This window comes from Bradyrhizobium guangdongense, assembly GCF_006483445.1.
GTDB lineage: Bacteria > Pseudomonadota > Alphaproteobacteria > Rhizobiales > Xanthobacteraceae > Bradyrhizobium > Bradyrhizobium guangdongense_A.
The window spans coordinates 1-26,524 of sequence record NZ_PPPT01000087.1; the positions used below are offsets into that span (position 1 = coordinate 1).

General features: G+C 63.4%; 28 protein-coding genes. 19 read left to right on the top strand and 9 right to left on the bottom strand.

Features of this window, described 5'->3' with window-relative positions; genetic code table 11:
* The first annotated feature begins 174 nt into the window (after positions 1-174).
* The 3 genes from C2U70_RS12320 (at position 175) to C2U70_RS12330 (ending at position 3,253) form a co-directional block, all read left to right on the top strand.
* Complete coding sequence (locus C2U70_RS12320; RefSeq protein ID WP_140978284.1) at positions 175-1,056, top strand: patatin-like phospholipase family protein; 882 nt, start codon at positions 175-177, stop codon at positions 1,054-1,056.
* Between the two features lie 213 nt (positions 1,057-1,269).
* Positions 1,270-2,895: an FMN-binding glutamate synthase family protein gene (locus C2U70_RS12325; RefSeq protein WP_140978285.1), complete on the top strand. Its 1,626-nt coding sequence runs from the start codon at positions 1,270-1,272 to the stop codon at positions 2,893-2,895.
* Between the two features lie 118 nt (positions 2,896-3,013).
* Positions 3,014-3,253, top strand: coding sequence for a PilZ domain-containing protein (locus C2U70_RS12330; RefSeq protein WP_140978286.1), 240 nt, complete (start codon positions 3,014-3,016; stop codon positions 3,251-3,253).
* 164 nt (positions 3,254-3,417) lie between these two features.
* Here C2U70_RS12330 and C2U70_RS12335 read toward each other — a convergent pair whose 3' ends face one another.
* Positions 3,418-4,713: a hemolysin family protein gene (locus C2U70_RS12335; protein WP_140978287.1), complete on the bottom strand. Its 1,296-nt coding sequence runs from the start codon at positions 4,711-4,713 to the stop codon at positions 3,418-3,420.
* Between the two features lie 456 nt (positions 4,714-5,169).
* Between C2U70_RS12335 and C2U70_RS12340 the strand changes: the two genes are divergently transcribed.
* The 4 genes from C2U70_RS12340 (at position 5,170) to C2U70_RS12355 (ending at position 8,717) form a co-directional block, all read left to right on the top strand.
* Entirely contained in the window at positions 5,170-6,576 is a 1,407-nt protein-coding gene (locus C2U70_RS12340) for a TadE/TadG family type IV pilus assembly protein (RefSeq protein ID WP_140978288.1), read from the top strand.
* A gap of 9 nt (positions 6,577-6,585) precedes the next feature.
* The gene (locus C2U70_RS12345; protein WP_140978289.1) at positions 6,586-7,146 is read left to right on the top strand and encodes a TadE/TadG family type IV pilus assembly protein; all 561 of its coding nucleotides are present in this window, start codon (positions 6,586-6,588) and stop codon (positions 7,144-7,146) included.
* Between the two features lie 12 nt (positions 7,147-7,158).
* Positions 7,159-7,818, top strand: coding sequence for a TadE/TadG family type IV pilus assembly protein (locus tag C2U70_RS12350; RefSeq protein WP_140978290.1), 660 nt, complete (start codon positions 7,159-7,161; stop codon positions 7,816-7,818).
* A 167-nt stretch (positions 7,819-7,985) separates the two neighbouring features.
* Positions 7,986-8,717, top strand: coding sequence for a sulfite exporter TauE/SafE family protein (locus tag C2U70_RS12355; protein WP_140978291.1), 732 nt, complete (start codon positions 7,986-7,988; stop codon positions 8,715-8,717).
* A 253-nt stretch (positions 8,718-8,970) separates the two neighbouring features.
* Here the strand turns inward: C2U70_RS12355 and C2U70_RS12365 are convergent, their stop codons facing one another.
* From C2U70_RS12365 to C2U70_RS12375, 3 genes are all read right to left on the bottom strand, one after another.
* Positions 8,971-10,935 carry a carbohydrate porin gene (locus C2U70_RS12365; protein WP_186294206.1) on the bottom strand — a complete coding sequence of 655 codons (1,965 nt, stop codon included), beginning with the start codon at positions 10,933-10,935 and terminating at the stop codon, positions 8,971-8,973.
* Positions 10,936-11,320: 385 nt separating this feature from the next.
* The gene (locus C2U70_RS12370; RefSeq protein ID WP_140978294.1) at positions 11,321-11,578 is read right to left on the bottom strand and encodes a hypothetical protein; all 258 of its coding nucleotides are present in this window, start codon (positions 11,576-11,578) and stop codon (positions 11,321-11,323) included.
* A gap of 138 nt (positions 11,579-11,716) precedes the next feature.
* Entirely contained in the window at positions 11,717-12,523 is an 807-nt protein-coding gene (locus tag C2U70_RS12375; RefSeq protein ID WP_140978295.1) for a creatininase family protein, read from the bottom strand.
* Between the two features lie 134 nt (positions 12,524-12,657).
* Between C2U70_RS12375 and C2U70_RS12380 the strand changes: the two genes are divergently transcribed.
* The 8 genes from C2U70_RS12380 to C2U70_RS12415 all read left to right on the top strand — a co-directional run bounded on the left by C2U70_RS12380 (position 12,658) and on the right by C2U70_RS12415 (position 19,292).
* Complete coding sequence (locus tag C2U70_RS12380; RefSeq protein ID WP_140978296.1) at positions 12,658-13,689, top strand: ABC transporter substrate-binding protein; 1,032 nt, start codon at positions 12,658-12,660, stop codon at positions 13,687-13,689.
* Positions 13,690-13,696: 7 nt separating this feature from the next.
* On the top strand, positions 13,697-14,512 hold the full coding sequence (locus tag C2U70_RS12385) for an ABC transporter ATP-binding protein (RefSeq protein ID WP_140978297.1): 816 nt from the start codon (positions 13,697-13,699) through the stop codon (positions 14,510-14,512).
* Positions 14,509-15,324, top strand: a complete 816-nt coding sequence (locus C2U70_RS12390; protein WP_140978298.1) for an ABC transporter permease — start codon at positions 14,509-14,511, stop codon at positions 15,322-15,324. The genes C2U70_RS12385 and C2U70_RS12390 overlap by 4 nt, the downstream gene beginning before the upstream one ends.
* Positions 15,324-16,313 (top strand): 2-hydroxyacid dehydrogenase, encoded by a 990-nt coding sequence (locus C2U70_RS12395; protein ID WP_140978299.1) that lies wholly within the window; start codon positions 15,324-15,326, stop codon positions 16,311-16,313. Before C2U70_RS12390 ends, C2U70_RS12395 begins: the two co-directional genes overlap by 1 nt.
* On the top strand, positions 16,313-17,002 hold the full coding sequence (locus tag C2U70_RS12400; protein WP_140978311.1) for an AprI/Inh family metalloprotease inhibitor: 690 nt from the start codon (positions 16,313-16,315) through the stop codon (positions 17,000-17,002). The genes C2U70_RS12395 and C2U70_RS12400 overlap by 1 nt, the downstream gene beginning before the upstream one ends.
* 126 nt (positions 17,003-17,128) lie before the next feature.
* Entirely contained in the window at positions 17,129-17,536 is a 408-nt protein-coding gene (locus tag C2U70_RS12405; RefSeq protein ID WP_140978300.1) for a YciI family protein, read from the top strand.
* A 31-nt stretch (positions 17,537-17,567) separates the two neighbouring features.
* Complete coding sequence (locus C2U70_RS12410) at positions 17,568-18,842, top strand: RNA polymerase sigma factor (protein ID WP_140978301.1); 1,275 nt, start codon at positions 17,568-17,570, stop codon at positions 18,840-18,842.
* A gap of 144 nt (positions 18,843-18,986) precedes the next feature.
* Positions 18,987-19,292, top strand: coding sequence for a hypothetical protein (locus C2U70_RS12415; protein WP_140978302.1), 306 nt, complete (start codon positions 18,987-18,989; stop codon positions 19,290-19,292).
* 70 nt (positions 19,293-19,362) lie between these two features.
* Here the strand turns inward: C2U70_RS12415 and C2U70_RS12420 are convergent, their stop codons facing one another.
* On the bottom strand, positions 19,363-19,788 hold the full coding sequence (locus C2U70_RS12420) for a hypothetical protein (protein WP_140978303.1): 426 nt from the start codon (positions 19,786-19,788) through the stop codon (positions 19,363-19,365).
* A gap of 171 nt (positions 19,789-19,959) precedes the next feature.
* Here C2U70_RS12420 and C2U70_RS12425 point away from each other — a divergent pair, with 171 nt between their 5' ends.
* The 3 genes from C2U70_RS12425 to C2U70_RS12435 all read left to right on the top strand — a co-directional run bounded on the left by C2U70_RS12425 (position 19,960) and on the right by C2U70_RS12435 (position 21,823).
* Complete coding sequence (locus C2U70_RS12425) at positions 19,960-20,541, top strand: TetR/AcrR family transcriptional regulator (RefSeq protein ID WP_140978304.1); 582 nt, start codon at positions 19,960-19,962, stop codon at positions 20,539-20,541.
* A gap of 18 nt (positions 20,542-20,559) precedes the next feature.
* Positions 20,560-20,985, top strand: coding sequence for a VOC family protein (locus C2U70_RS12430; RefSeq protein ID WP_140978305.1), 426 nt, complete (start codon positions 20,560-20,562; stop codon positions 20,983-20,985).
* Positions 20,986-21,103: 118 nt separating this feature from the next.
* Positions 21,104-21,823, top strand: coding sequence for a tetratricopeptide repeat protein (locus tag C2U70_RS12435; RefSeq protein ID WP_140978306.1), 720 nt, complete (start codon positions 21,104-21,106; stop codon positions 21,821-21,823).
* 7 nt (positions 21,824-21,830) lie between these two features.
* On the opposite strand, the gene radC is transcribed toward C2U70_RS12435, so the two are convergent.
* Together radC and C2U70_RS12445 are read right to left on the bottom strand one after the other, a co-directional pair.
* The gene (gene radC, locus C2U70_RS12440) at positions 21,831-22,547 is read right to left on the bottom strand and encodes a RadC family protein (RefSeq protein ID WP_140978307.1); all 717 of its coding nucleotides are present in this window, start codon (positions 22,545-22,547) and stop codon (positions 21,831-21,833) included.
* Between the two features lie 75 nt (positions 22,548-22,622).
* On the bottom strand, positions 22,623-23,300 hold the full coding sequence (locus C2U70_RS12445; RefSeq protein ID WP_140978308.1) for a DJ-1/PfpI family protein: 678 nt from the start codon (positions 23,298-23,300) through the stop codon (positions 22,623-22,625).
* A 187-nt stretch (positions 23,301-23,487) separates the two neighbouring features.
* Here C2U70_RS12445 and C2U70_RS33325 point away from each other — a divergent pair, with 187 nt between their 5' ends.
* Entirely contained in the window at positions 23,488-24,099 is a 612-nt protein-coding gene (locus C2U70_RS33325) for a hypothetical protein (RefSeq protein WP_210243905.1), read from the top strand.
* 93 nt (positions 24,100-24,192) lie between these two features.
* Here the strand turns inward: C2U70_RS33325 and C2U70_RS12455 are convergent, their stop codons facing one another.
* Positions 24,193-25,692 carry a hypothetical protein gene (locus C2U70_RS12455; protein WP_140978309.1) on the bottom strand — a complete coding sequence of 500 codons (1,500 nt, stop codon included), beginning with the start codon at positions 25,690-25,692 and terminating at the stop codon, positions 24,193-24,195.
* A gap of 134 nt (positions 25,693-25,826) precedes the next feature.
* A partial coding sequence (locus C2U70_RS12460; RefSeq protein WP_140978310.1) for an intradiol ring-cleavage dioxygenase occupies positions 25,827-26,524 on the bottom strand: 698 nt, incomplete at its 5' end.

The window sequence follows — 26,524 nt, forward strand, 5'->3', positions numbered from 1 at the left end:
CTCACCGCCGTCGTCCCGGGGAAGGCCGGGACGACGGCGGTGAGTTTGGCCAGCACCGCGTCGCCTCACTCCCCAACTTTGTTATTGGCTCGCCTTCAGCGCGCGCTGCTATAACCTGCTCCCAAAACCTCGCGACTCTATTGCAACGCGAGAGCAGGGGGAGCGTCGCGCGTCTTGTCCGTGATCGATCATGTTCGCTCGCCAAAGCCGACGGCCTTCGTGCTGGCGGGCGGCGGCAGCTTTGGGGCGATCCAGGTCGGCATTATGATGCATTCGCTGGCCAAGCACGGCATCACGGCCGACCTCGTGGTGGGCTCCAGCGTCGGCGCGATCAACGGCGCCTATTATGCCGGTAATCCCACGCTGAAGGGCGTGCTCGGGCTCGAGGCGATCTGGCGCGGCCTGAAGCGACACGACGTCTTCCCCGTCACCTGGCGCACCATGCTCGGCTTCCTGTGGCGGCGCGACTTCCTCATTCGCCATGACGGCATTCGCAAGCTGGTCGATGATCACGTGCCCTATCGCAATCTCGAGGACGCAAAGCTGCCGGTGCATATCGTCACGACCGACATCATCTCGGGCGACAGCGTGGTGATCTCGGAGGGCTCGGTCGCGGACGCGGTCGTCGCCTCCACCGCAATCCCCGGCGCCTTCTCGCCGGTCCGCTATCGTGATCGCTATCTCGCCGACGGCGCGATCTCGTCCAATACGCCGGTGCGGGTGGCTGTGAGCAAGGGTGCAAAGCGCCTGATCGTGCTGCCGACCGGACATGCCTGCGCGACGACCGATCCGCCGGTCGGCGCGGTGGCCAATGCGCTGCATGCGCTGACGCTCCTGATCGCGCGGCAATTGGTCGAGGAACTCGAAGGGCTCGGTCCGGAGATCGCGTATTTCGTGGTGCCGCCGCTGTGTCCGCTGGTCGGCTCGCCCTATGATTTCACCCGCACCGCCGACCATATCGAGCGCGCGGTGAAGAGCACCGACGCCTGGCTCGCGCAGGACGGCCTGGAGCAACAGGGCCACATCCCGCATGAGGCGCGGCCGCATAGCCACTGATGTCTCTTTTGGGCTTATTGCACTGCAATAGCGAATTCGCCGAACACATTGATTTGCACAGTCCGAATTCGCTAGCCTGAAACGCGACACCCGTCATAACCGTAACAATTGCCCGGGTGTAATCGTATCCCGACAATCCGACGAGAGGATCTGATCGTGGCCAACGTCAACAAATCGCATAACCAGCCAAGAGGACCTCTCGAAGACGGAATCATGGAAACGCTCCTGCTTCCCTTCTCGCCGCGCTTCATCGTCCTGACGATCTGCGCCGTCGTGACCGCGACGCTCATCGGCATCGGCATCGCCGACCGTAAGACCTTCGACCTCTTGCTTATCCCGATCGTCATCTTCGGCGGGCTGACCCTGCTCGGCGTGCGCGATCTCCTGCAGAAGGGGCACGCGGTCCTGCGCAACTATCCGATCTCGGCGCATATCCGCTTCCTGCTCGAGGAGATCCGGCCGGAGATGCGGCAGTATTTCTTCGAGAGCGAGAAGGACGGCATGCCGTTCTCGCGCGACATCCGCGCCGTCGTCTACCAGCGCGCCAAGATGCAGCTCGACAAGCGTCCCTTCGGCACCCAGGAGGACGTCTATCACGAGGGTTACGAGTGGATGCACCACTCGGTGTCGCCAAAGTCTCGCGTCGAGGAGAAGTTTCGCGTCACCATCGGCGGGCCGGATTGCAAGAAGCCCTATTCGGCTTCGGTGTTCAACATCTCGGCCATGAGCTTTGGCGCACTCAGCCCCAACGCGGTGCGTGCACTCAATGCCGGTGCGAAGAAGGGTGGTTTCGCGCATGACACCGGCGAGGGCGGCTTCAGCCCCTATCACCGCGAGATGGGCGGCGACATCATCTGGGAGATCGGCTCCGGCTATTTCGGTTGTCGCAACAAGGACGGCACCTTCAATCCGGACGAGTTTGCGCGCGTTGCCGGCGAAGACCAGATCAAGATGGTCGAGCTCAAGATCAGCCAGGGTGCCAAACCCGGCCATGGCGGCGTGCTCCCGGCGGCAAAAGTCTCGGAGGAGATTTCGAAGATCCGCGGCGTCGCGATGGGCGAGGATTGCATCTCGCCGGCCTCGCATCGCGCCTTCTCGACGCCGGTGGGGATGATGCAGTTCATCGCCGAGATGCGGCGGCTGTCCGGCGGCAAGCCGGCCGGCTTCAAGCTGTGCATCGGTCATCCCTGGGAGTTTCTCGCGATCTGCAAGGCGATGCTCGAGACCGGCATCTATCCGGACTTCATCGTCGTCGACGGCAATGAAGGCGGCACGGGCGCGGCCCCGCTCGAGTTCATGGACCATCTGGGCGTGCCGATGCGCGAGGGCGTCAGCTTCGTCCACAATGCGCTGGTCGGCATCAATGCGCGCGACCGCATCAAGATCGGCGCGTCGGGCAAGATCGCGACTGCCTTCGACATGGCGCGCGCGATGGCGATCGGCGCGGACTGGTGCAATTCGGCGCGCGGCTTCATGTTCTCGCTCGGCTGCATCCAGTCGCTGAGCTGCCACACCGACCGCTGCCCGACCGGCGTTGCGACGCAGGACCCGACACGCGCACGTGCGCTCTACGTCCCGCTCAAGATCGACCGCGTCTACAATTACCACCACGCCACGCTGCACTCGCTGTCCGAGCTGATCGCGGCCGCCGGCCTCGAACATCCGCAGGAACTGCGTCCGATCCACTTCAGCCAGCGTACCTCGACCACCGAGGTCCGCTCCTTTGCAAAGCTCTATCCCGCGCTGCGGCCGGGTGAGTTGCTCGACGGCACCGCGGATCAGCGCTTCCGCGACGCCTGGCAGATGGCGCGTGCCGACACATTCCAGCCGGCGATGTGAGACCGCCGCTGTCGGCACGTGTCACAGGAATACCGCTGGTCGCATCGCGACTGTAAAATCGTCGCGAGCGGCCGTGCTTGTTTAACCTTTGATTCAGCTTTGGGTGTAGCCTTGCCGCATGGACGAGCGGCGAGACAAGTCACGACACCGCGTATTGAAGGCCGGAACGATCGAGTTCGGCGGCGGCGCGATCGATTGCACCGTCCGCAACTATTCCGAAGCCGGCGCCGCGCTCGACGTCACGAGTCCTCTCGGCATCCCCGATCAATTCACACTGTTTGTTCCCGCCGACGGGACGCACCTGCCGTGCCACGTCGTCTGGCGCAAGGAAAAGCGCATTGGTGTGAAGTTCGATTGAGGGGCTCTTCCCCTCTCCCCTTGTGGGAGAGGGTGGCTCGCCGCGCAGCGGCGAGACGGGTGAGGGGTCTCTCTCCGTAAGTCTCGAACGGCAGGACGTTCTGATAAAACCCCTCATCCGGCGCTGCGCGCCACCTTCTCCCACAAGGGGAGAAGGAAGAAAGGTCAAGCCGCCGCCTTTTCCCTTCGCGTCGCCAGAATCTTGTCGATCCGCCGGCCGTCGAGATCCATCACCTCGATATGCCACTCGCCGAGATCGAAGGCGTCGCCGACGCTGGGCAGCACGTTGAACTGCTGCAGCACGAGTCCCGCCACGGTGTGAAAACGATGATGCGACGGCAGCTCGATGCCGAGCAGTTCGCCGAACTCGTCGACCGGCATCCAGCCCTCGATCAGGAGGGAATCGTCGGAGCGTTTGACATAGGCTGGCTCCGGCGGGCCCTCCTCGGAATGGAAGGCGCCGACGATCGACTCCAGAATGTCAGCCGCGGTGACCACGCCTTCGAATCCGCCATATTCGTCGTAGACGAGACCGACATGCACCGGGGCCGCCTTGAGGATCGTGAGCACGTCGCGCGCATCGGCCGACGCCGGAATGCTCGGGGCCTCGCGCACCAGCGCGCGCAGATCCGGCGTGCGCTCGTTCATATAGGCGATCAGCAGATCCTTGGCCTGCAGCACGCCGATCGGCTCGTCGCGGTCGCCGTCGGAAACGGGAAAGCGCGAATGCGGGCTCTTGGCGATGATCTCGCGGATGGTCTCGGGGTCGTCGCTGAGGTCGATCTCGTCGACCTCCGTGCGCGGCGTCATGACCGCACCAACCGGACGATCGCCGAGTCGCATCACGCCCGCGATCATTTCTTTCTCGCCGGGTTCGAGCACGCCGGCGGTCTCGGCTTCGTGGACGAGATGATGGATCTCGTCCTCGGACACCGTTTCCTCCGCCTTGCCGCCGCGGCCGAGCAGCGCGAGGATCAGCTTGCCGGAGAAATCGAGCAGCAGCACCAGCGGCAGCGAGACCTTTGCCAGCAGGTCCATGGCGGGGGCGACCTTCACCGCGATGCTTTCGGGATCGCGCAACGCCACCTGCTTCGGCACGAGCTCGCCGACGATCAGGGTCGCATAGGTGATGATGGACACGACGATGCCGACGCCGACGATGTCGGCGACACCGGACGACAGTCCGAGCTCGACCAGCCATTGCGTCAGCCGCTGTCCGAGCGTCGCACCGGAGAACGCGCCCGAGAGCACGCCGACCAGCGTGATTCCGATCTGAACCGTCGACAGGAATCGTCCGGGATCCGACGCCAGCGCCAGCGCGCGCTCGGCGCCGCGCACGCCCTTGTTGGCGAGAATGGTCAGCCGTGCCGGGCGCGACGAGACCACCGCGAGCTCCGACATGGAGAGCAGGCCGTTGATGATGATCAGGATGACGACGATAGCGAGTTCGAGCGAGAGCATTGCACGCGAATGTTTGGGGACCCCCGGTCCGGCGGCCGCCGGACCAAACCCATTATATAGGTAACAAGAGCGAGGATTACCCGGCGCCGACAAAATTGCCGCAACCGGAACCCGGCTCGTTGCCGCTCGGCAGGCGGTTCTTGACCTGGTTTGACGCGCCTCTTTTCGTAAACCCAGGCCCATTTGCTTCCAAAGCGCGATCTCCGAGAACTCATCTCCCCCGAAGATGCCTTCAATTCCCGGGAACGTATTTAAGTGAATTTAACAATGTCCTCTCGATCTGGCACACCCCGACGCGGCGCAGGCCGTGTTTATGGGGTTCCCGTAAGCTCTGATTAACGCCGGCCAATCCAAGTTCCCGGCGAGCGGGGTAAGTGATCGCTGGTCAAGATCCGACATTTACCCCGATCACACGGGAAGCGTTTCTGCCGCAATGACGGCAATTGGATGGAATTCATGCTCCGCCGCGCAGTGCTTCGTTTCGCGAGAGATCGGAAGGCCAACGTCGCAATCATCTTCGCGCTGATGATGGTCCCGACCATCTTTCTGTTGGGCATGGCGCTCGACTACACCCTCGCACTGCGCAAGCGGGAGCAATTGAACGCCGCCGCGGACGCCGCCGCGATCGCGGCCGTAAGACCGGCAATGCTGACTCAGACCGACAGCACCGTTGTGCAAGCCACTGCGGCAGCTGTCTTTGCGACGAAGGCGAATCTTGACGGACTATCCAGCGTGCCGACGCCGACGATCAACGTCGTCGATTCCGGGCTCGCGCGAACCATCACGGTTTCCTACACTGCGGAATCCATCAACAATTTCCCCGGTGTTCTCGGCAAGCAGACCTGGCAGATCGCCGGCTCCGCAACTGCGAAGGCTTCCAGCGCGCCCAACATGAACTTCTACCTGCTGCTGGATGATTCCCCCTCGATGGCACTCGGGGCGACCCAGGCTGACATCAACAACATGATCGCCGCGACGGCGGGACAGCCTTCATACGCACGGAACTGCGCATTCGCCTGCCATGAAGCGCATCCCAACAACCAGAATCCAAGCTCGACAAACAAGGACAACCTCACGGTCGCGCGCGCAAACAACATCACGCTGCGCATCGACCTCGTCACGAATGCAGTCAAGCAATTGCTGGTCGGGCCGTGGTCATGCCCGCAATCGGGCGTTTCGGGCGGCGTCATGCAGTGCATGTCGGCGATCAACAACACCACCTACAAAGCGGCCATCTACACCTTCGACAATAATCTGAACACCATCCAGACGCTGACCACGCCGTCCACCGCGGGCACGCAGATCCCGAACATCCAGCTCATGACGGTCGATCACCAGAACTGCGTGGTCGCCGGCCAGTGCAACACCGATTATGGCAGCGACATCTGGAACGGACTTTCCGGCGTCAACGCCATCATGCCACTCCCCGGCGGTGGCACCAGCCAGGCCGGAGATACGCCGCAGGAGGTCATCTTTCTCGTCACCGACGGCGTGGAAGACAAGCTGGTCCTTACCAGCACGAGCTGCGACGCGAACGCCACCTATCCGCTCCCGACGGCCGGCTCGAAATGGCGCTGCCAGCAGCCGCTCGACCCGTCAGTCTGCACCACCATCAAGAATCGCGGCATTCGTATCGCGATCCTCTATACGGAGTATCTGCAGTTGCCGAGCGACGGCTGGTACAACAGTCGCATAGCCCAGTTCAACAATCCGTCCTCCTCGAACGGCCAGATTGCCCAACGGTTGCAATCGTGCGCCTCGCCCGGCCTGTATGCGGGTGTTCAGACCGGCGGCGACATTTCCACGGCGCTGACGAACCTGTTCATCAAGGTCGCGTCGAGCACAGCCAGCCTCGTGCAATAGGGAAGCGCCATGACCGGATCGAGCCATGCAACGAGAAGGAGGCGCGGCAATCGCCGCACCAGCTTCGTTCGGGATAGCAGAGGTGCCACTGCCGTCGAATTCGCGCTCGTCGCCGCCCCGTTCCTCGCGCTCATCATCGCGCTGATCCAGACGTTTCTCGTCTTCTTCGCCCAGCAACTGCTCGAATCGGTGGCGCGCCAGTCGGCTCGCCTGATCATGACCGGGCAGGTGCAGTCTCAGCAGCTGACGCAGGCTGCATTCAAGCAGAAGGTCTGCGATCAGGTCGTGATCCTGTTCAACTGCAGCGGCTTGATGGTCGACGTGCAGGTCGCCACTTCGTGGTCTTCCGCAAATACCGCCATGCCCACGCTCACGTTCAACGCCCAGGGGGCGGTCACGAACGCCTGGCAATACAATCCCGGAAACGCCGGCGATGTCGTCGTTTTCCGCGTGATGTACGTATGGCCGGTCGTGCTGGGCCCGCTGGGCTTCAATCTGTCGAATCTGTCGAGCGGCAATCGGCTGATCATGTCCTCCGCCGCGTTCCAGAACGAGCCGTCGTCCATTTAGCAGGAGTTTCCAATGATTGCCGGCCTGTCGTCTCGCGTGCGGCACCTGTGGACCGACGCTCGCGGCGTTGCAGCCACGGAGTTCGCCATCGTGGTCCCGTTCATGCTGGTGCTCTACATCGGCGGCGTCGAGCTCGGAAATGCCTTGGCCATGAACGTCAAGGTCAGCGCCACCGCCCACAGCGTCGCTGACATGGTGACGCAGAACACCCAGGTCACGTCAGCCCAGATGGATAGCATCCTCGCGGCGTCGACAGCCATCATGGCTCCCTATCCCGTCGCCAACGGCAATGCCTCCCTGATGACGATCACGGTATCCGGTGTCTCGACCGACAACACCGGCAAAGCAACGGTTCAATGGAGCAAGTCGACGAGCACGTCGGGAGCAAGGCCGCTGGGGCAGCAGCTGACGTTGTCATCGTTCACCGCGCCGAATCCGAACAATCCAAGCAATGCCAACATCTCGCTCATCCTGAGCGAGGTTTCCTACGACTACACTCCCAATCTCGGCTACACCATCAGCGGCACCGTGAAGCTGACCGACAGCTACTACCTGTTCCCCCGCTGCTCGACCAACAGTCCGGGCACGGGGAACTTCCCGTACTATGACGTGAAGTATCCTGCGACGGCGACCTGCACCTGTACGCAACATCTGCAACAAAAGACCTGCTAGGTTTGCAGACGGTTCGGTCAGAGCTGCGAGTATCTGGAAAACATGGTCTCCGTCACATTGTCGGGGAAACCAACTTGACCTACACTCACCGGGTCGGGGGTGTCGCAGCCTCCCCGTGAAGTGGTGATCCCACGCAAGCGCTGCTCGCTGTCCTATGGAGCGAGCAAATGGACGGGATCGCCCTCGAACTCCCTCTTTTCCTGTTGGCCACCTTCGCCGGTGCCTTCGTCGCCGGCCTGTCCGGATTTGCCTTCGGCCTGGTCGCGGCGTCGTTGTGGCTCTACGTCCTGACGCCGCTGCAGAGCGCCAGCCTGATCATCGGCTTCGGCCTGCTGGTGCAGGGCTATTCGGTCTGGAAGCTGCGCAAGGCGCTGGACTGGCGAAAGCTGTGGCCGTTCGTGATCGGCGCATTGCTAGGCGTGCCCGCGGGCGTCACGCTTCTGACCTGGGCCGATCCGCGCAGCGCCCGCATCGCTATCGGGATCATCCTGATCACCTACAGCCTCTACGCGGTCTTCCGGCCGCAGCTCAAGCTCGCCGCCGCCATGCCGCCGGCCGCTGACGCTGCGGTGGGATTTTTCAACGGCGTGCTCGGCGGACTCACCGGCCTTGCCGGCATCATCGTCACCATCTGGTGCAATTTGCGGGGCCTGCCGAAGGACGTGCAGCGTGCGACGTTCCAGCCGGTCGCCGTCGTCGTCTTCGCCATCGCCGCGCTGTGGCTCGGCGTGAAGGGCTCGCTCACGATCGAGACGGCGAAGCTGTTTGTGCTCGGGCTACCATTTTTGTTCGCGGGCACATGGCTCGGGTTAAAGCTGTTCGGACGGATCGACGAGGCCGTCTTCCGCAAAATCGTGCTCGCGCTGCTGTTCGTCTCCGGCATAGCGCTGTTGTTCTAGAGCGGAAGAGGGGCCGGTGAAGGTCGGCTCCCCCGCCCCGCTCTTGTCCGCCGAAGCCTTGGCGAAGGCGGATGCGGGGCCGCGACGAGCTTCGCTCGCGCTGAGAGGGTTGGGGCGAGGGGGAGCCCCCGCGGGGACGGTGAGAGTTGGACTCGCGGAACGTCCCCCTCACCCGGATTACATCTTCGATGCAATCCGGCCTCTCCCCGCAAGCGGGGAGAGGCGAAGGCTGCACCGACTTATTCACCGCGCTCTAGAATTCCCCGTGCAGCCGTCCCGAGAAGATCGACACCGGCCCGCGGTCGGCGTTGTAGGCGGGATTGGTGATGAGCTGGTAGTCGGCGGTGAGGGTGAAGCTCTTGTTGAGCGCGTAGGCGTAATACGCCTCGAGGATGCGCTCCTTGCGGTAGTTGAGCGCGCCGTCGCCGACCAGCACGCCGAGCCCGCCGGCGGCGAGGAAATCGCGATAGTCCTGCGAGATCGCATTGACCGCGCCGCCGATGCCGATCACGTCGTCCGGCCGGCCCCATTTCGTTCCCTTGATCGACAATCCGCCGGACAGGCTGCGATGGATGTCAGTGAAGGCCAGCGTTTCGGTGTGGCCATCGTTCCAGCTCCAGCGGCTGAACAGGCCGACATCGTCGGTGATCGCTTGCTCGAGATTGAGCACGTAGCCGTATTTCAGGCGTCCGCGCCGCGTCTGCGTGATGTCGAGGTTGAGGGCGGGATTGTTCAGCGTCTCGCGGAAACTGCCCATGTTGGCGCTGTCGACCCAGCCGATGGTCCTGAGCTTGCCGGGTTGCGAGAACAGTGAGAAGCGCGTCTCCAGCTCGATCAGATACTGGCCGCGCTCGGGGACCCTGGTGTCGAATTGGTTCGAGTTGGACTCGCCCACCATCAGGAAATAGCCGCCGCGCAACGCCCAGCTCTTCTGGTTGAGTTCGGCGGTGACGCCATAGGTGAGGCCGACCTTGTCGGCCGAATAATCGAACGCGCCCGGCGCCCACAGCGACCAGTTCATGAAGTCCTTGCGGGTGTCCTTGGCATAGGCATTGCCGTCGAACACGTCGACCACGGGGAACTTGCCGGCCTGAATGGTCAGGCGCGAAACGTCGACCTTTTGCCCGAGCTGCAACTGGCCGCTGGCGAGCTCCTCCTGCTCGCCCCCGAAGCCAAAAGTCTGGCGCAGGAACAGGCGCGAGGTGTTGTAGTGCGGGTAGGGGAAGTTCGACTTCTGCGCCTCGCCATTGGGAAAGCCCGCGGCACCGACCGTGTTGTTGAGGCCGAAGCCCTGCAAGAGCTCCGGATTGTAATAGACCTCGCCTCCGTCCCAGAGACGCGCGTTGAGAAACAGACTGTTGCTCCAGGTCTGTTGCAGTTGCGGTGCGGGCGTCAGGCTGTTGGTGCCGGTATAGGGCGCGCGAAACGAGGGATAGCCCTGCGCAATGACGGTGGACTGGCCGTGAATTTCCCAGCGATCCGATTCAGTGTCGGTAATCCCTGACTTTGGATTGTAGGTCGGCATACCCGGCCAATCGATCTTGCGGTTGAGCCCTAGCCGGATGGTCTGGAAATCCACCGTCGAGGCGTAGTTCACGCCCGATGGGAAGGGGACGCTGACGTCCTCGAACTTGCGATAGAGATATTCGAGCCGCGCGGTCCAATGCGGCGCGAAGGCATATTCCACACCCGCGCCCGCCGCCCAGCCGAGCCGCGTCTTGAGACGCCTGTCCTCGGCATCGCCATCCGGCCGCGAGAGGAAGCGTTCGCCTGCAAAGGCAAGTCCACCGGTTGCGTAGAACAGCCAGGCGCCGGACGTGTAGCCGACGCGGCCGCGGATGCTGGCAAAATAATCCCAACGCTCTTCGGCGGTCGACAGCGCGGTCGCCGCGGAATTCACGACATGGTTCGACGGCAGATAATTCGGGAACGAGATGTCGCCTTCGACGCCGACGAGCAGGCCTGAATTGAGCCGCCAGTTGTAGCCGGCCTGTACGCCGCCGATCATGCCGCTGAAAACGTTGTGATTGGTCGCGATGGCGGGATCGGTCAGCGTCGCGTTGGATGTGCCAAAACCGTAGCCTGCATGCACGCCGATATAGAGACCGGTCCAGTCGTAGACGGCCTTCATTGCCGGCGCCTTCAGCGGCAGGTCAGCCGCGGTCGCCGCCTCCGTGACGGCCAGCACGCTCAGCGCGGTTGCGGTGGAAGTCCGCAATAGATGTTGACGCGTTACTCTCACCCGCTCGCCCCCAAGCGCGAATTGTCCCTGAGCCCCGACATCCCTGCAGATTCGGAGCGATGCTGTCACTAGCGGCCCTGGAATTCGCCGATCGGGTCAGTTGATCGCCGAGCGACGCAGTTTCTTCCCAGGTCTCGATAATGTCTCTGGACTTTATTGCGATTAATTCGCAATAGCAACTAGTGCGATTTGCCGCAGGGCATGGTTGGCATCGCGGTGTGACGAGGGTGCAACAAGTTCAGGGGCCCAGAAATGGTTGACCCGCCCGGGGGGACAACCGGGCGGGTCGGGGGCACGACACGGGGTGGATGAGGCGCCCGTGTCGGACGCAGGATCCACTAGGATCGGCCTCAGCCTGTAATCAGTAGCAAGTACGAACGCGGCCCATGTAGTGGCCGAAGGCGTCGTACTGGGCGACCCAGCCGCAGCGGTAATAGCCGTAGGGATAGGGGTTGGTGGCAGCGACTGCGCCGACGACGGCGGCGGTGGCGATAGTGGCTCCGATGGCCAGGCCGAGGTTGTTCAGCGGCTTGGCCTGGGCGGTCGAGGTCGTCGCAACGCTGGCGGTCACGGTCAGCGCGGCAAGGGCGGCGGCGGCAATCTTGGTCTTGATCGACATTTTCAAACTCCATCCGGTTGAGGCGGTCCGTTGTGGCCCGCGTGCTGATTGGACGGAGGCTCCTCAAATCCGGTTCGAAGCGCGAAAATTCGGCCCGGCAAGCGAGCGGATTCTGTTGCGATTCCAGGGGGATGACGGTTAGGCGAGGGGCCCGTTCCTGAGCCTGTTCACGTCGAAGTTATCGACCTCGCCCAGCAGCTCGCAGAAGGCGCGCGCGCCCTGGTCGATGAGGGCCTCGCCCTTCTCTGCGGACGCCATTGTCGCGTTGCCGACCGCGCCGCTCGGGTGAAGATCCTGCGCCTGCCAGGCGAAAGGCGCGGGCCGCTGCGTCGACAGAAAGCGATACTGCTTCTCCATCGCGACGCTGCTCGGCTGGAAATCCGCGATCGCCTCCTTGCGCACGGCGTGCGGATATTTTGCCAGCATGATCGACGTCTCGACCGCGCCGCCATGGATGCCGTGGCGGACCTCGTCGGAGGAAAACAGCTTCTCGGCACCACAGAGCCGCGACCATGAGGTCGTCACCACGAACAGCTTGTGATGCGCGCGCAGATCCTGCGCCACCAGCATCATCGCAGCGCTGTTGCCGCCATGGCTGGTGACGATGACGAGTTTTCGCAATCCGGCTTGCGCAACGTCCTCGCCAATCGCGGTCCAGCTCTTCAGCGCCGCCTCGGTCGGCAGCGTCAGTGTGCCCGGGTAGTCGATATGCTCGGTGGAAATGCCGACAGGCTGTACCGGCAGGAACGTCGCCGGGACGGTTGCGGGCAAAAGCTCGCCGACGCGCGCGAGATAGGCGTCCGCGATCATGACATCGGTCTCGAGCGGCAGGTGCGGGCCGTGCTGCTCGGTCGCAGCCAGCGGCAGGACCGCGATCCAGCTCGCCCGGTCGCCGATCGCGGTGTCGGGCCAGCGGATCTCGGTCCAGTCGCGGGGCGGTCTCATCGAGGTTTCTTTGCGCGAATTTGCACGGTAGTTTGGTGTTCTCTTCCCAGGGGACGCCGCTCGCAAGGCCAACGCCCCCCAAAATCTCCAAAGTTGTCCCTATCATGGGCCAGAACGATCGACGGAGTCCAATCATGCGCCCCATTCATCTCGGCCGAACGTTAACAGGGGCTGTCGCTGCGGCTCTGCTCGCGGTCCTGCTCGTGGTCTTGCCCGCGCGCGCGGAAACGCTGGACAAGGTCTCCTTCGGCACCAACTGGGTCGCCGAGGCCGAGCATGGCGGTTTCTTCCAGGCCGCCGCCGACGGCACCTACAAGAAATACGGCCTCGACGTCACCATCGTTCCCGGCGGCCCCAACGACAACAACCGGATGCTGCTGATCGCCGGCAAGATCGATTTCTTCATGGCCGCGAACACGCTGATGTCGTTCGACGCGGTCGCCAACAACGTTCCCGTGATCACAATCGCCGCGATCTTCCAGAAGGATCCGCAGGTGATGCTGACCCATCCGGACGTCAAGATCGGCAAGATCGACGATCTCAAGCCGCTGACGATGTTCGTCTCCAAGGAAGGCATGACCAGCTACTTCCAGTGGCTGAAGTCCGAATACGGTTTCAGCGAGAAGAACGTCCGGCCCTACAATTTCAACCCGCAGCCCTTCATCGCCAACCCCAAGAGCGCCATGCAGGGCTACGTGACGTCGGAGCCGTTCGCGGTGGAGAAGGCCGCGGGCTTCAAGCCGAACGTGACCCTGCTCGCCAATGCCGGCTTCAACACCTATTCGACGCTGATCGAGACCCGCAAGGAGATCGTCGACAAGAAGCCTGACCTCGTGCAGCGCTTCGTCGATGCCTCCGCGGTCGGCTGGTACAACTATCTCTATCGCGACAATTCGGCCGGCAACGCCATGATCAAGAAGCTCAATCCGGAGATGACGGACGACCTGCTCGCCTATTCCGTCGCCAAGATGAAGGAATACGGCATCGTCGATTCCGGCGACTCCCTGAAGGACGGCATCGGCGCGATGAGCGACGAACGCTACACTTCGTTCTTCGACAAGATGGTGAAGGCCGGCGTCGTCAAACGCGACCTCGACTACCGGAAATCCTACACGCTGCGCTTCGTCAACAAGGGCGTCGGCGTCGAGCTGCGCCCCGCCAAGTAAGCCGTCGATGTCCGATGTCTCGGCATCGTCCGGAGGCGATGGCGGCCTGAGCGCGCTCAGCGTGAGCCTGCGTGCCGTGACAAAAGTCTATGACAGTGGCGTGATGGCGCTGGGGCCGCTCGATCTCGCCGTGCGCAAGGGCGAGTTCATCTCGCTGCTCGGGCCGTCCGGCTGCGGCAAGTCCACCGCACTGCGGCTGATCGCGGGCCTCGCCGCATCCAGTTCCGGCACGGTGCGCGTTGCGCGCCACGAGGGCGTCCCGCAACCCGGCCACGGCATCGGCTTCGTGTTCCAGGAGCCGACCCTGATGCCCTGGACCAGCGTGCGCGAGAATGTGCGCCTGCCGCTCAAGCTTGCAGGCGTCGCGAAGCGCGAAGCCAATGCGCGGGTTGACGACGCGCTCGCTAGCGTCGGTCTCGCCGATTTCGCCGACGCGTTCCCGCGCGAGCTCTCCGGCGGCATGAAGATGCGAGTGTCGCTGGCGCGCGCGCTCGTCACCGATCCCGATATTCTGCTGATGGACGAGCCGTTCGCAGCCCTCGACGAGATCACGCGCTTTCGTCTCAACAACGATCTGCTCGCGCTGTGGCGTGGCCTGCGCAAGACCGTCATCTTCGTCACTCATTCGGTGTTCGAGTCCGTCTATCTGTCGCAACGCGTCGTGGTGATGACGGCCCGGCCCGGCCGCATCCAGGCCGACATCCGCGTCGAGACGGTCGAGCCGCGCGGCGAGGCGTTTCGCACCTCCGCCGCCTATGCCGATTATTGCCGCCGTGTGTCAGCCGCGCTCGCACCGTCCTATTCCGGGCAGGCGGTGCTATGAGCGCAGTGCCAGCGAAAACCACCGGCAACGGCGCGCTGCACGCGGTACGCTTCGTGGCGCCGATCGTCGTGTTCGGAGCCGGCTTGCTGGCCTGGGAACTCGTGGTTCGCATCAAGGAGATCCCGCCTTACGTGCTGCCGGCGCCGTCGGCGATCTTTCTCACGCTGATCAAGGATTGGGCCGTGCTGTCGCAATCGCTCGCGACCACCCTGCTCACCACCCTCGAAGGTTTCATCGCCGCTGCCATCGGCGGCATCGCCCTAGCGCTGCTGTTCAACCAGTCGAAATGGGTCGAATATTCGCTGTTCCCCTATGCCGTCATCCTCCAGGTGACGCCTGTCATCGCGATTGCGCCATTGTTGCTGATCTATCTGGAGCAGCAGACCGCGGTCGTCGTCTGCGCCTTCATCGTCGCCTTCTTCCCGGTGCTGTCGAACACCACGCTCGGGCTGAACTCGGTCGACCGCAACCTTGCAGGCCTGTTCCAGCTCTACGGCGCCTCGCCGCCGCAAACGCTGCGTTTTCTTAAATTGCCGTCGGCGCTGCCTTACATCCTCGGCGGCCTGCGCATTGCCGGCGGCCTGTCGCTGATCGGCGCCGTCGTGGCCGAGATCGCGGCCGGCACGGCGGGCGCCGGCTCGGGGCTCGCCTACCGGATCGCTGAGTCAGGCTATCGTCTCAACATACCCCGCATGTTCGCAGCGCTGCTGTTGTTGTCGCTCGCCGGGATTGTCATCTACGGGCTGCTGGCGCTAGTTTCCCATCTCGTTTTGCGGCGCTGGCATGAAAGCGCGCTTGGAAAGGATACCTGATGTCGACCGGTCCGATTTCGTCCGAAAAGATCGACCTTCTGATCTATGGGCCGTCGCGGCCGATCCTGGAGAACGGGTTCTCCGATCATTTCGTCATCCACAAGGCCGAGACCCATGGTGACCTCGAACGTCTGTCGCCGGCGGTCCGCGACAAGATTCGCGGCGTGGCGGTGACCTATCACACCGTGCGGGCCGACAAGGATTCGCTGTCGCAACTACCCAAGCTGGAGATGGTGGCGAGCTTCGGCGTCGGCTACGACCACATCGACGCCAAATGGGCGGCCGAGCACAACATCGTCGTCACCAACACGCCCGACGTGCTGACCGAGGAGGTCGCCGACGTCGCGATGGGCCTGTTGCTCGCCACCTTGCGCGAGTTCATCAAGGCTGACCGTTATGTACGCTCCGGCCTGTGGCAGACGCAAAACTATCCGCTCAGTGTCGGCTCGCTGCGCGACCGCAAGGTCGGAATCGTCGGCATGGGACGCATCGGCCAGGCGATCGCGCGCCGGCTCGAGGCTTCGCGCGTGCCCGTGGTCTATCACTCGCGCAATCCGTCGAAGGACGTCTCCTACAAGCACTATCCCGATCTGATCCAGATGGCGAAGGACGTGGATACGCTCATCGTCATCGTGCCCGGCGGTGCCGGCACCAACAAGATGATCAATGCGGACGTGTTCAAGGCGCTCGGCCCGCGGGGCGTGCTGATCAACGTCGCGCGCGGCTCCGTCGTCGACGAGCCTGCGCTGGTTCAGGCGCTCAAGTCAGGCACGATTCTCGCGGCCGGCCTGGATGTGTTTGCGGCCGAGCCAAATGTGCCCGACGAGCTCAAGACCATGCAGAACGTGGTGCTGCTGCCGCATATCGGTTCGGCCTCGGTGGTCACCCGCAACGCGATGGACCAGCTCGTGGTCGACAATCTCAAGGCCTGGTTTGCCGGCAAGCCGCCGATCACGCCGGTTGCGGAAACTCCGGTGAAGGGCCGCTGATCATGATGCTCAGGGTGGCTGCGCTGCTTGTGGCTGCGATGCTTGTCGCAACGACTGACGTCGCGCCGGCGCAGGACGCCCTGAAGAAGGACATGGTCGGGCAGTGGGAGCTCTCGACCACCGAGCGCAGCAAGACCTGCGTCGTCACCCTCAAGCCCGATGCGGCCGGGCAGGGTTCGAAGCTCGAGCTCGAGCCGGCCTGCAAGGCCGCGCTGCCCTTCACCAAGGACATTACGGCCTGGAGCGTGAAGGGTCTCGATATCGTGCGTCTGCAGGATGCGACCGGCGAGGCCGTGATCGACTTCACCGAGGTCGAGGCCGGCATTTTTGAAGGCCTGCGCCAGGGCGAGGGCGTCTACATCCTGCAGAATCTCGCTGCGGCGCGCTCGATGGCGAAATCGATGGACCAGATGATCGGCGACTGGGCCATGGTGCGCGGCAACGGCCAGCCGATCTGTTCCCTGGTGCTGACCAACACCGAATCCGGGCCCGATAATTTCCAGGTCTTCATCAAGGGGAAATGCGATCCGGCGATTGCGCAGTTCGCGCCGACGCAATGGCGGCTGGAGCGCGGCCAGATGATTTTGATGTCGAAGACGGGCGATATTTGGCAGTTCGAGGCCGACGACAACGCGCAATGGCGCCGCGTCCCTGACACCGCCGACCCCCTGATCATGCTGCGGCAGTAGCTGTCCACCCGGCTGCGAATTTTTTTGACCGCCCATGTCGATCTGGCGCCGGCTGGATCGTCAACTCCTTAAGCGAGCGGATTTGACGGCCGATATGGCCGCGTCTCGCCTCAACAGGAGTTTTGCATGCGCTTCATGTACATCGTCACCTCTCCAAAACCCCCGGCAGGGCCGTCACCGGCAATGGCGGAGGCGATGCAGCGGATTTCCGAGCGGGAGATCAAGGCCGGCCGGATGATCGACAATGGCGGCCTGATGCCGCTTGCGACCGGCGCCCGGGTGAGCGTCGCCCACGGCCAGCTCAGCGTCACCGACGGTCCCTTCGTCGAGGCCAAGGAGGTGATCGGCGGCTATGCCATCTTCGAGCTGCGCGACAAGGAGGAGGCCTTGGCCATGGCCAAGGAATTCATGCAGCTGCACATCGATCACATGCCGGGCTGGGAAGGCACCTGCGAGTTGCGGGCCTTTGCGACGCCGGGCGTGGACGGGGCCTGCGAGGTCGACGCGCGTTCGAAGGTAGCCGTGCACGCCTGATGGTCACCAACTCGCACCTCAGTCGGCGGCGATGACGGCCGCCGACATCGATCGCGTGATCCACGCCACCTGGCGCATCGTACAGCCGCGGCTGATCGCGACGCTGTCGCGGATGCTGCGTGACGTGCCGCTCGCGGAAGAGCTGACCCAGGATGCGCTGGTTGCGGCGCTCGAGGCCTGGCCGGTGAGCGGCGTGCCCGAAAATCCCGGCGCCTGGCTTGTGACCACGGCCAGGCGCCGCGCGCTCGATCATCTGCGCCGCGGCAAGATGCTCGCGCACAAGCACGACATGCTGGCGCGGGACATGTTGCAGGAGCAGGATACGTTGCCGGATTTCGACGCCGCGCTCGACGACGATATCGGCGACGAGCTGCTGCGGCTGATCTTCACGGCCTGTCATCCGATCCTGTCGCGCGAGGCGCGCGCCGCGCTTGCGCTGCGCATGATCTGCGGCCTGACCGCGTCGGAGATTGCGCGCGCTTATCTCGTGCCGGAAGCCACCATCGCCCAGCGCATTCTGCGCGCCAAGCGGACGTTGTCGGAGTCCGGCCTCGCCTATGAGACCCCGAGCGGCGAGGCTCTGTCCGAGCGTCTCGCGTCGGTACTCGAGGTTGTCTATCTCATCTTCAACGAGGGATATCTGGCGGCACGCGGCGAGGAATGGCTGCGGCCTCAACTCTGCGAGGAGGCCCTGCGCATGGGCCGCGTGCTGGTCGGCCTCGCGCCGCAGGAGCCGGAAGTTCACGGCCTCATGGCCCTGATGGAATTGAACGCCTCGCGCATGGCGTCACGAACCGACGCGAAGGGCGATCCCGTCCTGCTGATGGACCAGGACCGCTCGCGCTGGGATCGACGGCAGATCCGTCGCGGCCTGCGGTCGCTCGAGCGAGCCGGCGAACTCGGCGGTGCCGGCGGGTTTTACGCGCTGCAGGCCGCCATCGTCGCCTGCCACGCCACCGCTGACAACGCTGCCGCCACTGACTGGCGGCGTATCGCGGCGATCTACCTGGAGCTGACGCGGCTGGTGCGCTCGCCGGTCATCGAGCTCAACCGTGCGGTCGCGGTCGGCATGGCCGAGGGTCCGCGAGCCGGACTCGATGTCGTGAACGCCATCGCGAACGTGCCGGCGCTGAGGGCCTATCACCATCTGCCCGCAGTGCGCGGTGATTTCCTGGAGAAGCTCGGCCAGTACAGGGAAGCGCGCCTCGCATTCGAAGCCGCCGCTGAGCTCGCGACCAATGAAAGAGAACGGGCGTTGATGCAGCGACGCGCGAGCGCCGCCGCTATGTCTGGGAACACAGGCTAGGTCTCGTGGTGGAATTCGCGCCTGCGGCGCCCGCGCTCGTCCGCTCCCACATCGAGGCGCAAACGGGCCTGAATCCGGCGATTATGCTGGCTTGAAATCGCGTTGGCCGCTATGACTGGCCGCACCACAATGGAGGATTTTGGAATGCTTCGAGGTCTCGGAATTGCGGCGTGTCTGGCGGTTGCGATGGCGATGCCGGCGCAGGAAGCGGCGGCACAGGACGCCATTGGCGGCGCGATCATCGGCGGCGTCGGCGGCGCAATCCTCGGCGGTGCCATGGGTGGCGGCCGCGGTGCTGCGCTCGGCGCCGTCGTCGGCGCGGGCACGGGTGCTGCGATCGCCGCCGAAGGCGAGCGCCGCCGCTCCGGCTACTACGCCTATCAGCGCGGCTGCTACATGCAGCGTCCCGACGGCTATTACGTCCAGGTCGATCCGCGCTACTGCTACTGAATCCGCAAGACTGCTTCGATTTGATGCCGGCGTCGCGCAAGCGGCGCCGGCATTGTCGTCCTGTTGATCGCTACGCGGCGCCCGCCTGGCTCACGGCTTCGCCGAGCTGGGTATTGGTATAGGCCTTGCCGCCGATGCCCCAGAGGCCGTCCACCGCATAGACCATGTTGACGAAGATCCGCTCGCGCGGATGCTTGCCGCCGGCCGCCTTGAACACGATCTCGGTGGCATCGGCGATGAAGCCCGCCTTCTGCGCCGGAGACGACAGTGCGAAGGACGGCACCTTCAGCTCCACCACGACGATGTCGTTGGCGACGCCGCCGGCGAACGAGCGTCCCTTCGGGATGGTGTTGATCTCGCCGATCACGTTCGGCGTGATGAACGGGTTTCCCGTGAGGTCATGATGCCTGAGGAACGAGGCGGTCAGGTCGGCAAAGACCTGTTGCTGGGCGGCCGGGCTGAGGATGCCATCGGTGGCGAGGACGTTGATCGGCATGACGGATGCTCCATGTGATGCAAGACGTGCGAACGCGTTCGTGAACGCCACGCGGCGATCGCGGCTTGCGATGAGATTGCGATCGTTATATAACGACCGTGATCGCAATCGCACGAAGAGTGCAGTGCTGTCAATTGTAAAATAACGACCGTTATCTAATAGGACGTCCCGATGCGTTACAAGGCTGGGCACAAGGAAGAAGCCCGCGCAAAAATGCTGGCCGCGGCCGGCCGCGGTTTTCGCCGCCAGGGCTTTGGCGGCATCGGCGTCGATGGCCTCGCCAGGGAGGCCGAGGTGACCTCAGGCGCGTTCTACGGGCACTTTTCGTCGAAGGGCGAGGCCTTCAAGGCGGCGCTCGTGGCGGGCCTGGAAGAGCTGCGCGTCGGCGTCGAGACTCTCCGCGCCGAGCACGGCGCAAAATGGATCGAGGCGTTCGTCGACTTCTATCTCGGCCAGAAGCGCACCTGCGAGCTCGGCGCGAGCTGCGCCCTGCAGAGCCTGACCTCCGAGGTGCAGCGCGCCGATGCCGAGATCAAGAGCGTGTTCGAGAGCGAGATCGAGGGCGTCGTGGCCGCGGTCGCCGACGGCCTGCCGGGCCGTTCGCGGAAAGAAAAGCGCGCCCGCGCCTGGGCGCTGCTCTCGCTTCTGTCAGGCGGCGTCACCATGGCGCGCGCGGTGGCCGACAAGGACGTCAGCGCGGCGATCGCGGCCGCCTGCCGCGTCGCGGCGTTGAACGTTTGCACCGAAGCCTGACCACCGGGAGGATCGCGCATGCAACTGTCGAACTATCTCTTCTTCACCACGCATTGCGAGCCCGCGCTCGCCTTCTACACGGCCTGCGGCCTCGGCAAGGTCACGCACCTGATGCGCCATGGCGAGGGCGGTATGCCGCTGCGAAACCCCGCGATGGCCGGCAAGATCATGCACGCCAAGTTCGAAGGACCCGGCATCTGCTTCTACGCGTCGGACAATGACGACGCCGAGCCGATGCGCGGCTCCGCGCACATCCTCATGATGGATCACGAGCAGCAGACGACCGAGCTGTTCGGAAAGCTGGCCGCTGGCGGACGGATCACCACGCCGCTCGCCATCCAGCCCTGGGGCGATTACTACGGCAAACTCACCGATCGTTTTGGCGTGCAGTGGATGCTCGACTGCCCGATCAGCTCCGCTTCCGATGCGAAGTCACAAGGTTAACGGCGGTCGCGGGCGCCTGTTCGTCAACATGCCGCAGCCCCTTTTCCCTCCCGTAGCGAACTTTTTCCCGGTTTTGGGGACCAAACCATATTAGTCCACCCCCCGATCGGGAACTGACATGAAGCCTGTCGTCAAGTTTGCTGTCCGGTTTGCCATCCTGGCCTTCTCGTGCCTTTTGCCTTTCCTGTCGTCCGCCCATGCAAGCGACACGGACACCTTCAATGCGATGGTGGTGCTGGCCAACAAGGGACATGCCGAGGCGCAGTACCATGTCGGCATGATGTACAATAACGGCATCGGCACCGAACAGGACCGCAAGCAGGCCTTCGAGTGGTTTCAAAAATCGACTGCGGCCGGCGATCCGCTCGGTGCCTACAAGCTCGGTTGCTACTATGACGGGCAAGGCGCCGGCATTGTCGAGCTCGATGCAGATCAAGCCCTGAAATACAAACTTGTCGCTGCCGAAGCCGGCTATGCGCTGGCGCAGAACGATGTCGGCATTCTCTATGAGAAGCGCGGGAATTCGGAAGAAGCGCTGAAATGGTGGAAGAAGGCCGGCGACCAGGGATATCCCGGCGCGCTCTTCAGTCTGTCCCGTGCGTACTCCGGTGGAAAGGGCGTGCCCCGGGACATCTCCGTATCCTACGCGTATTTCAAGCTCTCAAAAATTGCGCCTGCGAAAAATGTGAATGAGATGGCCTCCATGCTGTCCAAGCCGGAACTCGCGAATGGCGAAAAGCTGGTTGCGGAATGGAAGCCGCAGCCGACGGCCTTGACCATCAAGGCCAAGAACGGCATCAGCGCTGCGGAAGAGCTCGTGAGAACCAGCAAGAAATAAGCTGATCCTAGATCAACCGCAGCCCCTTCAGGCTCGCGTGCCCGCTCCTTCCGACGATGATATGATCGTGCACGGCAATGCCGAGCGGCTTTGCGATGTCGATGATCGCCTTGGTCATCTGGATGTCGGCCTGCGACGGCGTCGGGTCGCCCGAGGGGTGGTTGTGCACCAGGATCAGCGCGGTCGCGGACAATTCCAGCGCGCGCTTGATGACCTCGCGCGGATAGACCGGGGTGTGGTCGACGGTGCCGGTCTGCTGCACCTCGTCGGCGATGAGCTGGTTGCGCTTGTCGAGGAACAGCAGGCGAAACTGCTCCTTGTCCGCAAACGCCATGCTGGAGCGGCAATAGTCGATCACCTCGGTCCAGGACGACAGCGCGTTGCGGCTCTTCACCTCACCCTTGGCGACGCGGTGTGTGGCCGCCGCGATCAGCTTGAGCTGGTTGATCGCGGCCTCGCCGACGCCGTCGATCTCGCGCAAGCGCGCCACCGGCGCATGGACGACTTCGGCGAACGAGCCGAAGGTCTTGATCAGCGTCTTGGCGAGCGGCTTTGTGTCGCGGCGCGGCAGCGCGGGAAACAGCGCCATCTCCAACAGCTCATAATCGCTGAGCGCATCGGGGCCCGCGGTGTAGAAGCGCTCGCGCAGCCGTTCGCGATGGCCGTGGTAGTGCGGCTCGGACGTATCAGGCTTGTCGGGCGGGGCGCTGGATCTGGCGGGCATTTGCGGCCAGCATCGCCGCGGCGACGGCCGTTTGCAACCGCCAATTGCCGCCTGCCTTGAGCGCGCGGCGCGCTCTCATCGGTCGGTCTGAGGATAGGCGATCGGCGTTTGGGGATCGCGATGCCAGTCATATTCGGCTGCGAGCGCCGCATTCTCCGCGACCGCCCGGCCCGCGATGCGCGCGACCAGATAGAAGGCGAGGTCGGTGCCGGCCGAGACGCCGGCGGAGCTGACATATTTGCCGGCATCGACCCAGCGCGAGACGTTGTCCCAGAGCACGCGGGGCCCAAAGCTAGAGACCGCATCGAAGGCGCTGTGATTGGTGGCGGCGGGAAGCCCGTCGAGGAAGCCGCATTTCGCCAGCACCGCCGCGCCGGTGCAGACCGAGGCCATGATGCTGACCTTGCGGTCCATGGCGCGCATCCAGTCCATCAGCGTCGCCACGCCTGCGGGATTGGCGTGGTCGTCGAGCAGCGGGAAGGTGCCGCCGCCGCCAGGCACCATCAGCAAATCCAACGGCTCGCGCAGCGCGCGATCAAAATCCCAGTCCGGCGCCACGGACGGACCGTTGATGCTTTTGACGTTGGCCATGGTCTTGCCGATCAGCACGATCTCGAACGGGTAGGGCGGCGGCGAGGTGTAGACGGTGCCGAGGAAGCGGGCGATCGAAAAGGCCTCGACGAAACCGAACACGTCGAGCGGCTCGAAATCCTCAAAGACGAAGATGCCGATGCGTTGGGTGCGTGGAAACATGTCTTTGCCCGCGGAACTTCAGCGAAGCGCGGCGTCATACTATCATAAGTCTACAGCAATGATAATATACACCCTTCGATAGTCTCGATCACGATCCAGTTTCAGGTCGTCGCAAGGGCATGACCCGGAAAAGTGTGTAGCGGTTTTCCGAAAGATCATGCCCCAGATAAGTAGCTGGGAGATGCCGATGACCAAGGCTTTGACACGAAGGGCTTTTGAACTGTCGGTCGCGTGCCTGCTCGCTTGTCCTGATGTCGCGCTGGCGCAAAGCAAGACACCCGCGGCGGCGGCGCCCATGGCGGCGGCTGCGACCTGGGATCCGTCGCTGCCGGGCAAATGGACCTATCGCAGCTACGTCAATCGCGCGGAGGTGATGGTGTGGGATGCGCCGACCAGTCAGGCCGTGCTCGATATCGCAGGGCTGTTCGGCCAGGGATCGACGGCGCCGAACGCTGCGAAGGCGTTGAGCCTCGTGTTTGGCGAGGGCGTCATGACATTCGACCCGCCGAAGGGCAACAATGTCACCGGCACGCTCGACATGGGCGGCGGCCTCGTGCTCGACCTCAAGGGCACGATGCAGACGTCTGCTAGCGGCGACGTCTCCGTGGATCTGATCGGCACCGGCCGCGACAACACGCCGACGGCGAATTGGGAATACGACTACAAGGCCACGACCGCGCCGAAATGGCCGAACGGTATCAACCAGATCCCGACGCTGGTTGGCACCGTGATCCGCGCCAAGCCGCATGATGGCGGCGCGGCCGGTGTCACCGCGTCGTTCATCTCGATCAAGCGCTGAAGAGCATGATCCGGACCCAAAGGGCCGCGTTAGCGCAAGTGTGCAGCGGTTTTCCGACAAGATGATGTCGGTACGACCTAGGGCGGCTGCGACCTACAATCGCTCGCACGCGACAAATAGCGACTTCACGTCCGGCGTGCATCTCACCTTGTAAGCTGCAGGAAAATCCGGGAGTGCGCATCGCGAATCCCGGACATCTTCGGCCAGGGTGCAATCGAGTTTCGGCGTGCAATCCTCCGTCGTTGCGGCGCTACATGCCGCGTAGCGCGGGTCGGCTGCCGGAAGACCCGGCGTGCAGGCCAACGTGCCAGGTTTCTTAGGGGGCATCGCAGCTGGCGCATTCAACGGTTTGCTGGGAGCAGGCGGCATCAAGGCCCCAAGCGCCGATCGCAAGATCGTGTTGCAGTATTTTGGCAGGCTCTGGGAAAGCCTTGGCAAGCGGCCTCCATCGCTCAGCACATCATGACAGTCGGAACACGCTGCGGGCGCGTCTAGGCTCCCCACGTTCTGAGGCCAGACGTTCTCGCCATCGTTCGCCTTGACAAGGGGAGTATACTGCTGCGGCGGCATGATCACGGATTCCCGCCGGAGCGTGTTGAGCACCGTACCGTGAATGATGTAGGGGTTTTCGCCCGCATGGCAGTCTGTGCAGATCCCGCCATTTGATGCATACAAATCAGTCCCACCGGCCCACCGCGAGAAGGGCTGCGCAGAGCCGTTCTCGAAGGTAAATGTGTCATCACGGTCCGGACCTCCCGGACCCGTCTGATTGTCGAAGAAGCAGACATTGGACGTATCAAGCCCAAGACAAATCACGCCATCGAGTTGAACGACGTTCTGGGCGTCGTATCGGGGCAGTGCCACGCAGATGCCCTTCGGCGATAGGCTGGTATAGGTCAAGACGTCGGCATCCATGCCTCTTGCGATGAACAAGTCTGCCTTGTTGATCGTGCCGCGCTTGACCCATGCCGAACTCGGTCCGAAGTCCGGCGGGATCGGAACTCCCTTGCTCGCGCATTCGAGACGATAGGCTTCGCCCGAATTCACCGTGACATCCAGCAATGCCGGGTTCGCCTTCTTCTGGGCCACGTTACTCTTTCGTAATTTCATTAGCCTGCCGTGCAAGGCATCTGGCAATTCATAATCGGTCTCGCCGGAACGTGGATCGGAGGCGCCCGTGCCTGCGAGTTTGACTCGAAGCAGCGCCTTGATAGCGTTGTTCTTCGGTCGTACTCCGAATGCCACGTCCCTTGGCGCGCGTTCGATGAGCCAGTCGATCAGCCGCGTGTTCACGATGAGCCGGGCCTGTTCGTCAAGCGAGAGCCCTTCCGTGAGCGAGCGCTCGAGTGCGGTGAATTCGGCGCGCTGGTCGGCGCTGAGGTTTTGCGAGAGCGAGGTGATGTAGATGCGCGTTGCGCCGGCGATAAATCGCGCGGTCGGCTCGATCTGGTTTCCAGCCGAACCGAACAGGGCTCCGTGGCCGACAAAGGCGATCGGATCTCCCGGTATTGATGATTGTGCGTAAGCAGGGATTGAGGCGGTCGACACGAGAACGGTCGTTAGCAAAGGCAGGAATTCACGCAGGCGGGCCATTGTCCGTGCTCCCTGGAAAAAAATCCGTGAAAGGAAAATTCAATCAAGTATAGAATGACGCAACCATAGCGTGCGCCGCGGTATTTGCCTAGAGCTTGATCCGGAAAAGTGTCGTGCAAAAAAATGCGTTCCGCCTAGCGGCCGGACTTCACCCCCGGCACCAGCGCGGCGATCCGGTCCTTGATGACGCGGCCGAATCTCGGCGGCGCCATGCCGTCAGGCGGCAGGCCCGCGCGCCCGACCGTTGCGTCCGCGCGGCGGTCGACGCCGATCGTCAGCGTCGCGACGTAACGGTCGCGCTCCTCCTTCACGGCGCAGAACGCACGATGGTCGGGATCGGAACGCGCGATGACGCCGTCATTGGCGTTGATGATCATGCGCTGCCGCGCGCGATCGCCGTAATCGGGAACGTTGGTGTAGATGAACTCGTTCAGTGCGTCCGGGAAGTAGGTCTGCCCCGTCAGCACGCTCTTGTCGTCGAGGAAGACCTTGAAGTGGATATGCGCGGTGCGGCCATCATACCAGCCGGGGTAGATGGTGTTGAACGCGGCCCAGCCGGAATCGTCGGTCATCTGCGTGCCGCGCAAAAAATTCTTCCCGGTCATGTCGATATTGTGCCGGTCGCTTTGGCCGGGAAACGCAGAGTAAAGCCCCTTGGCATCGCAATGCCAGATGTCGATCCGCGCGCCCTTGATCGCCGTGCAAATGCCAGCCTCGATCACGCGCATGCGCAGCGTCAGCGGCACGCCTGAGCGGCCCTCGGTGATGTCCTGGCGGACCAGCTTTGGATCGATATAGAACGGCCCTTCCTCGGCCTGCGGCGTCAGGATGC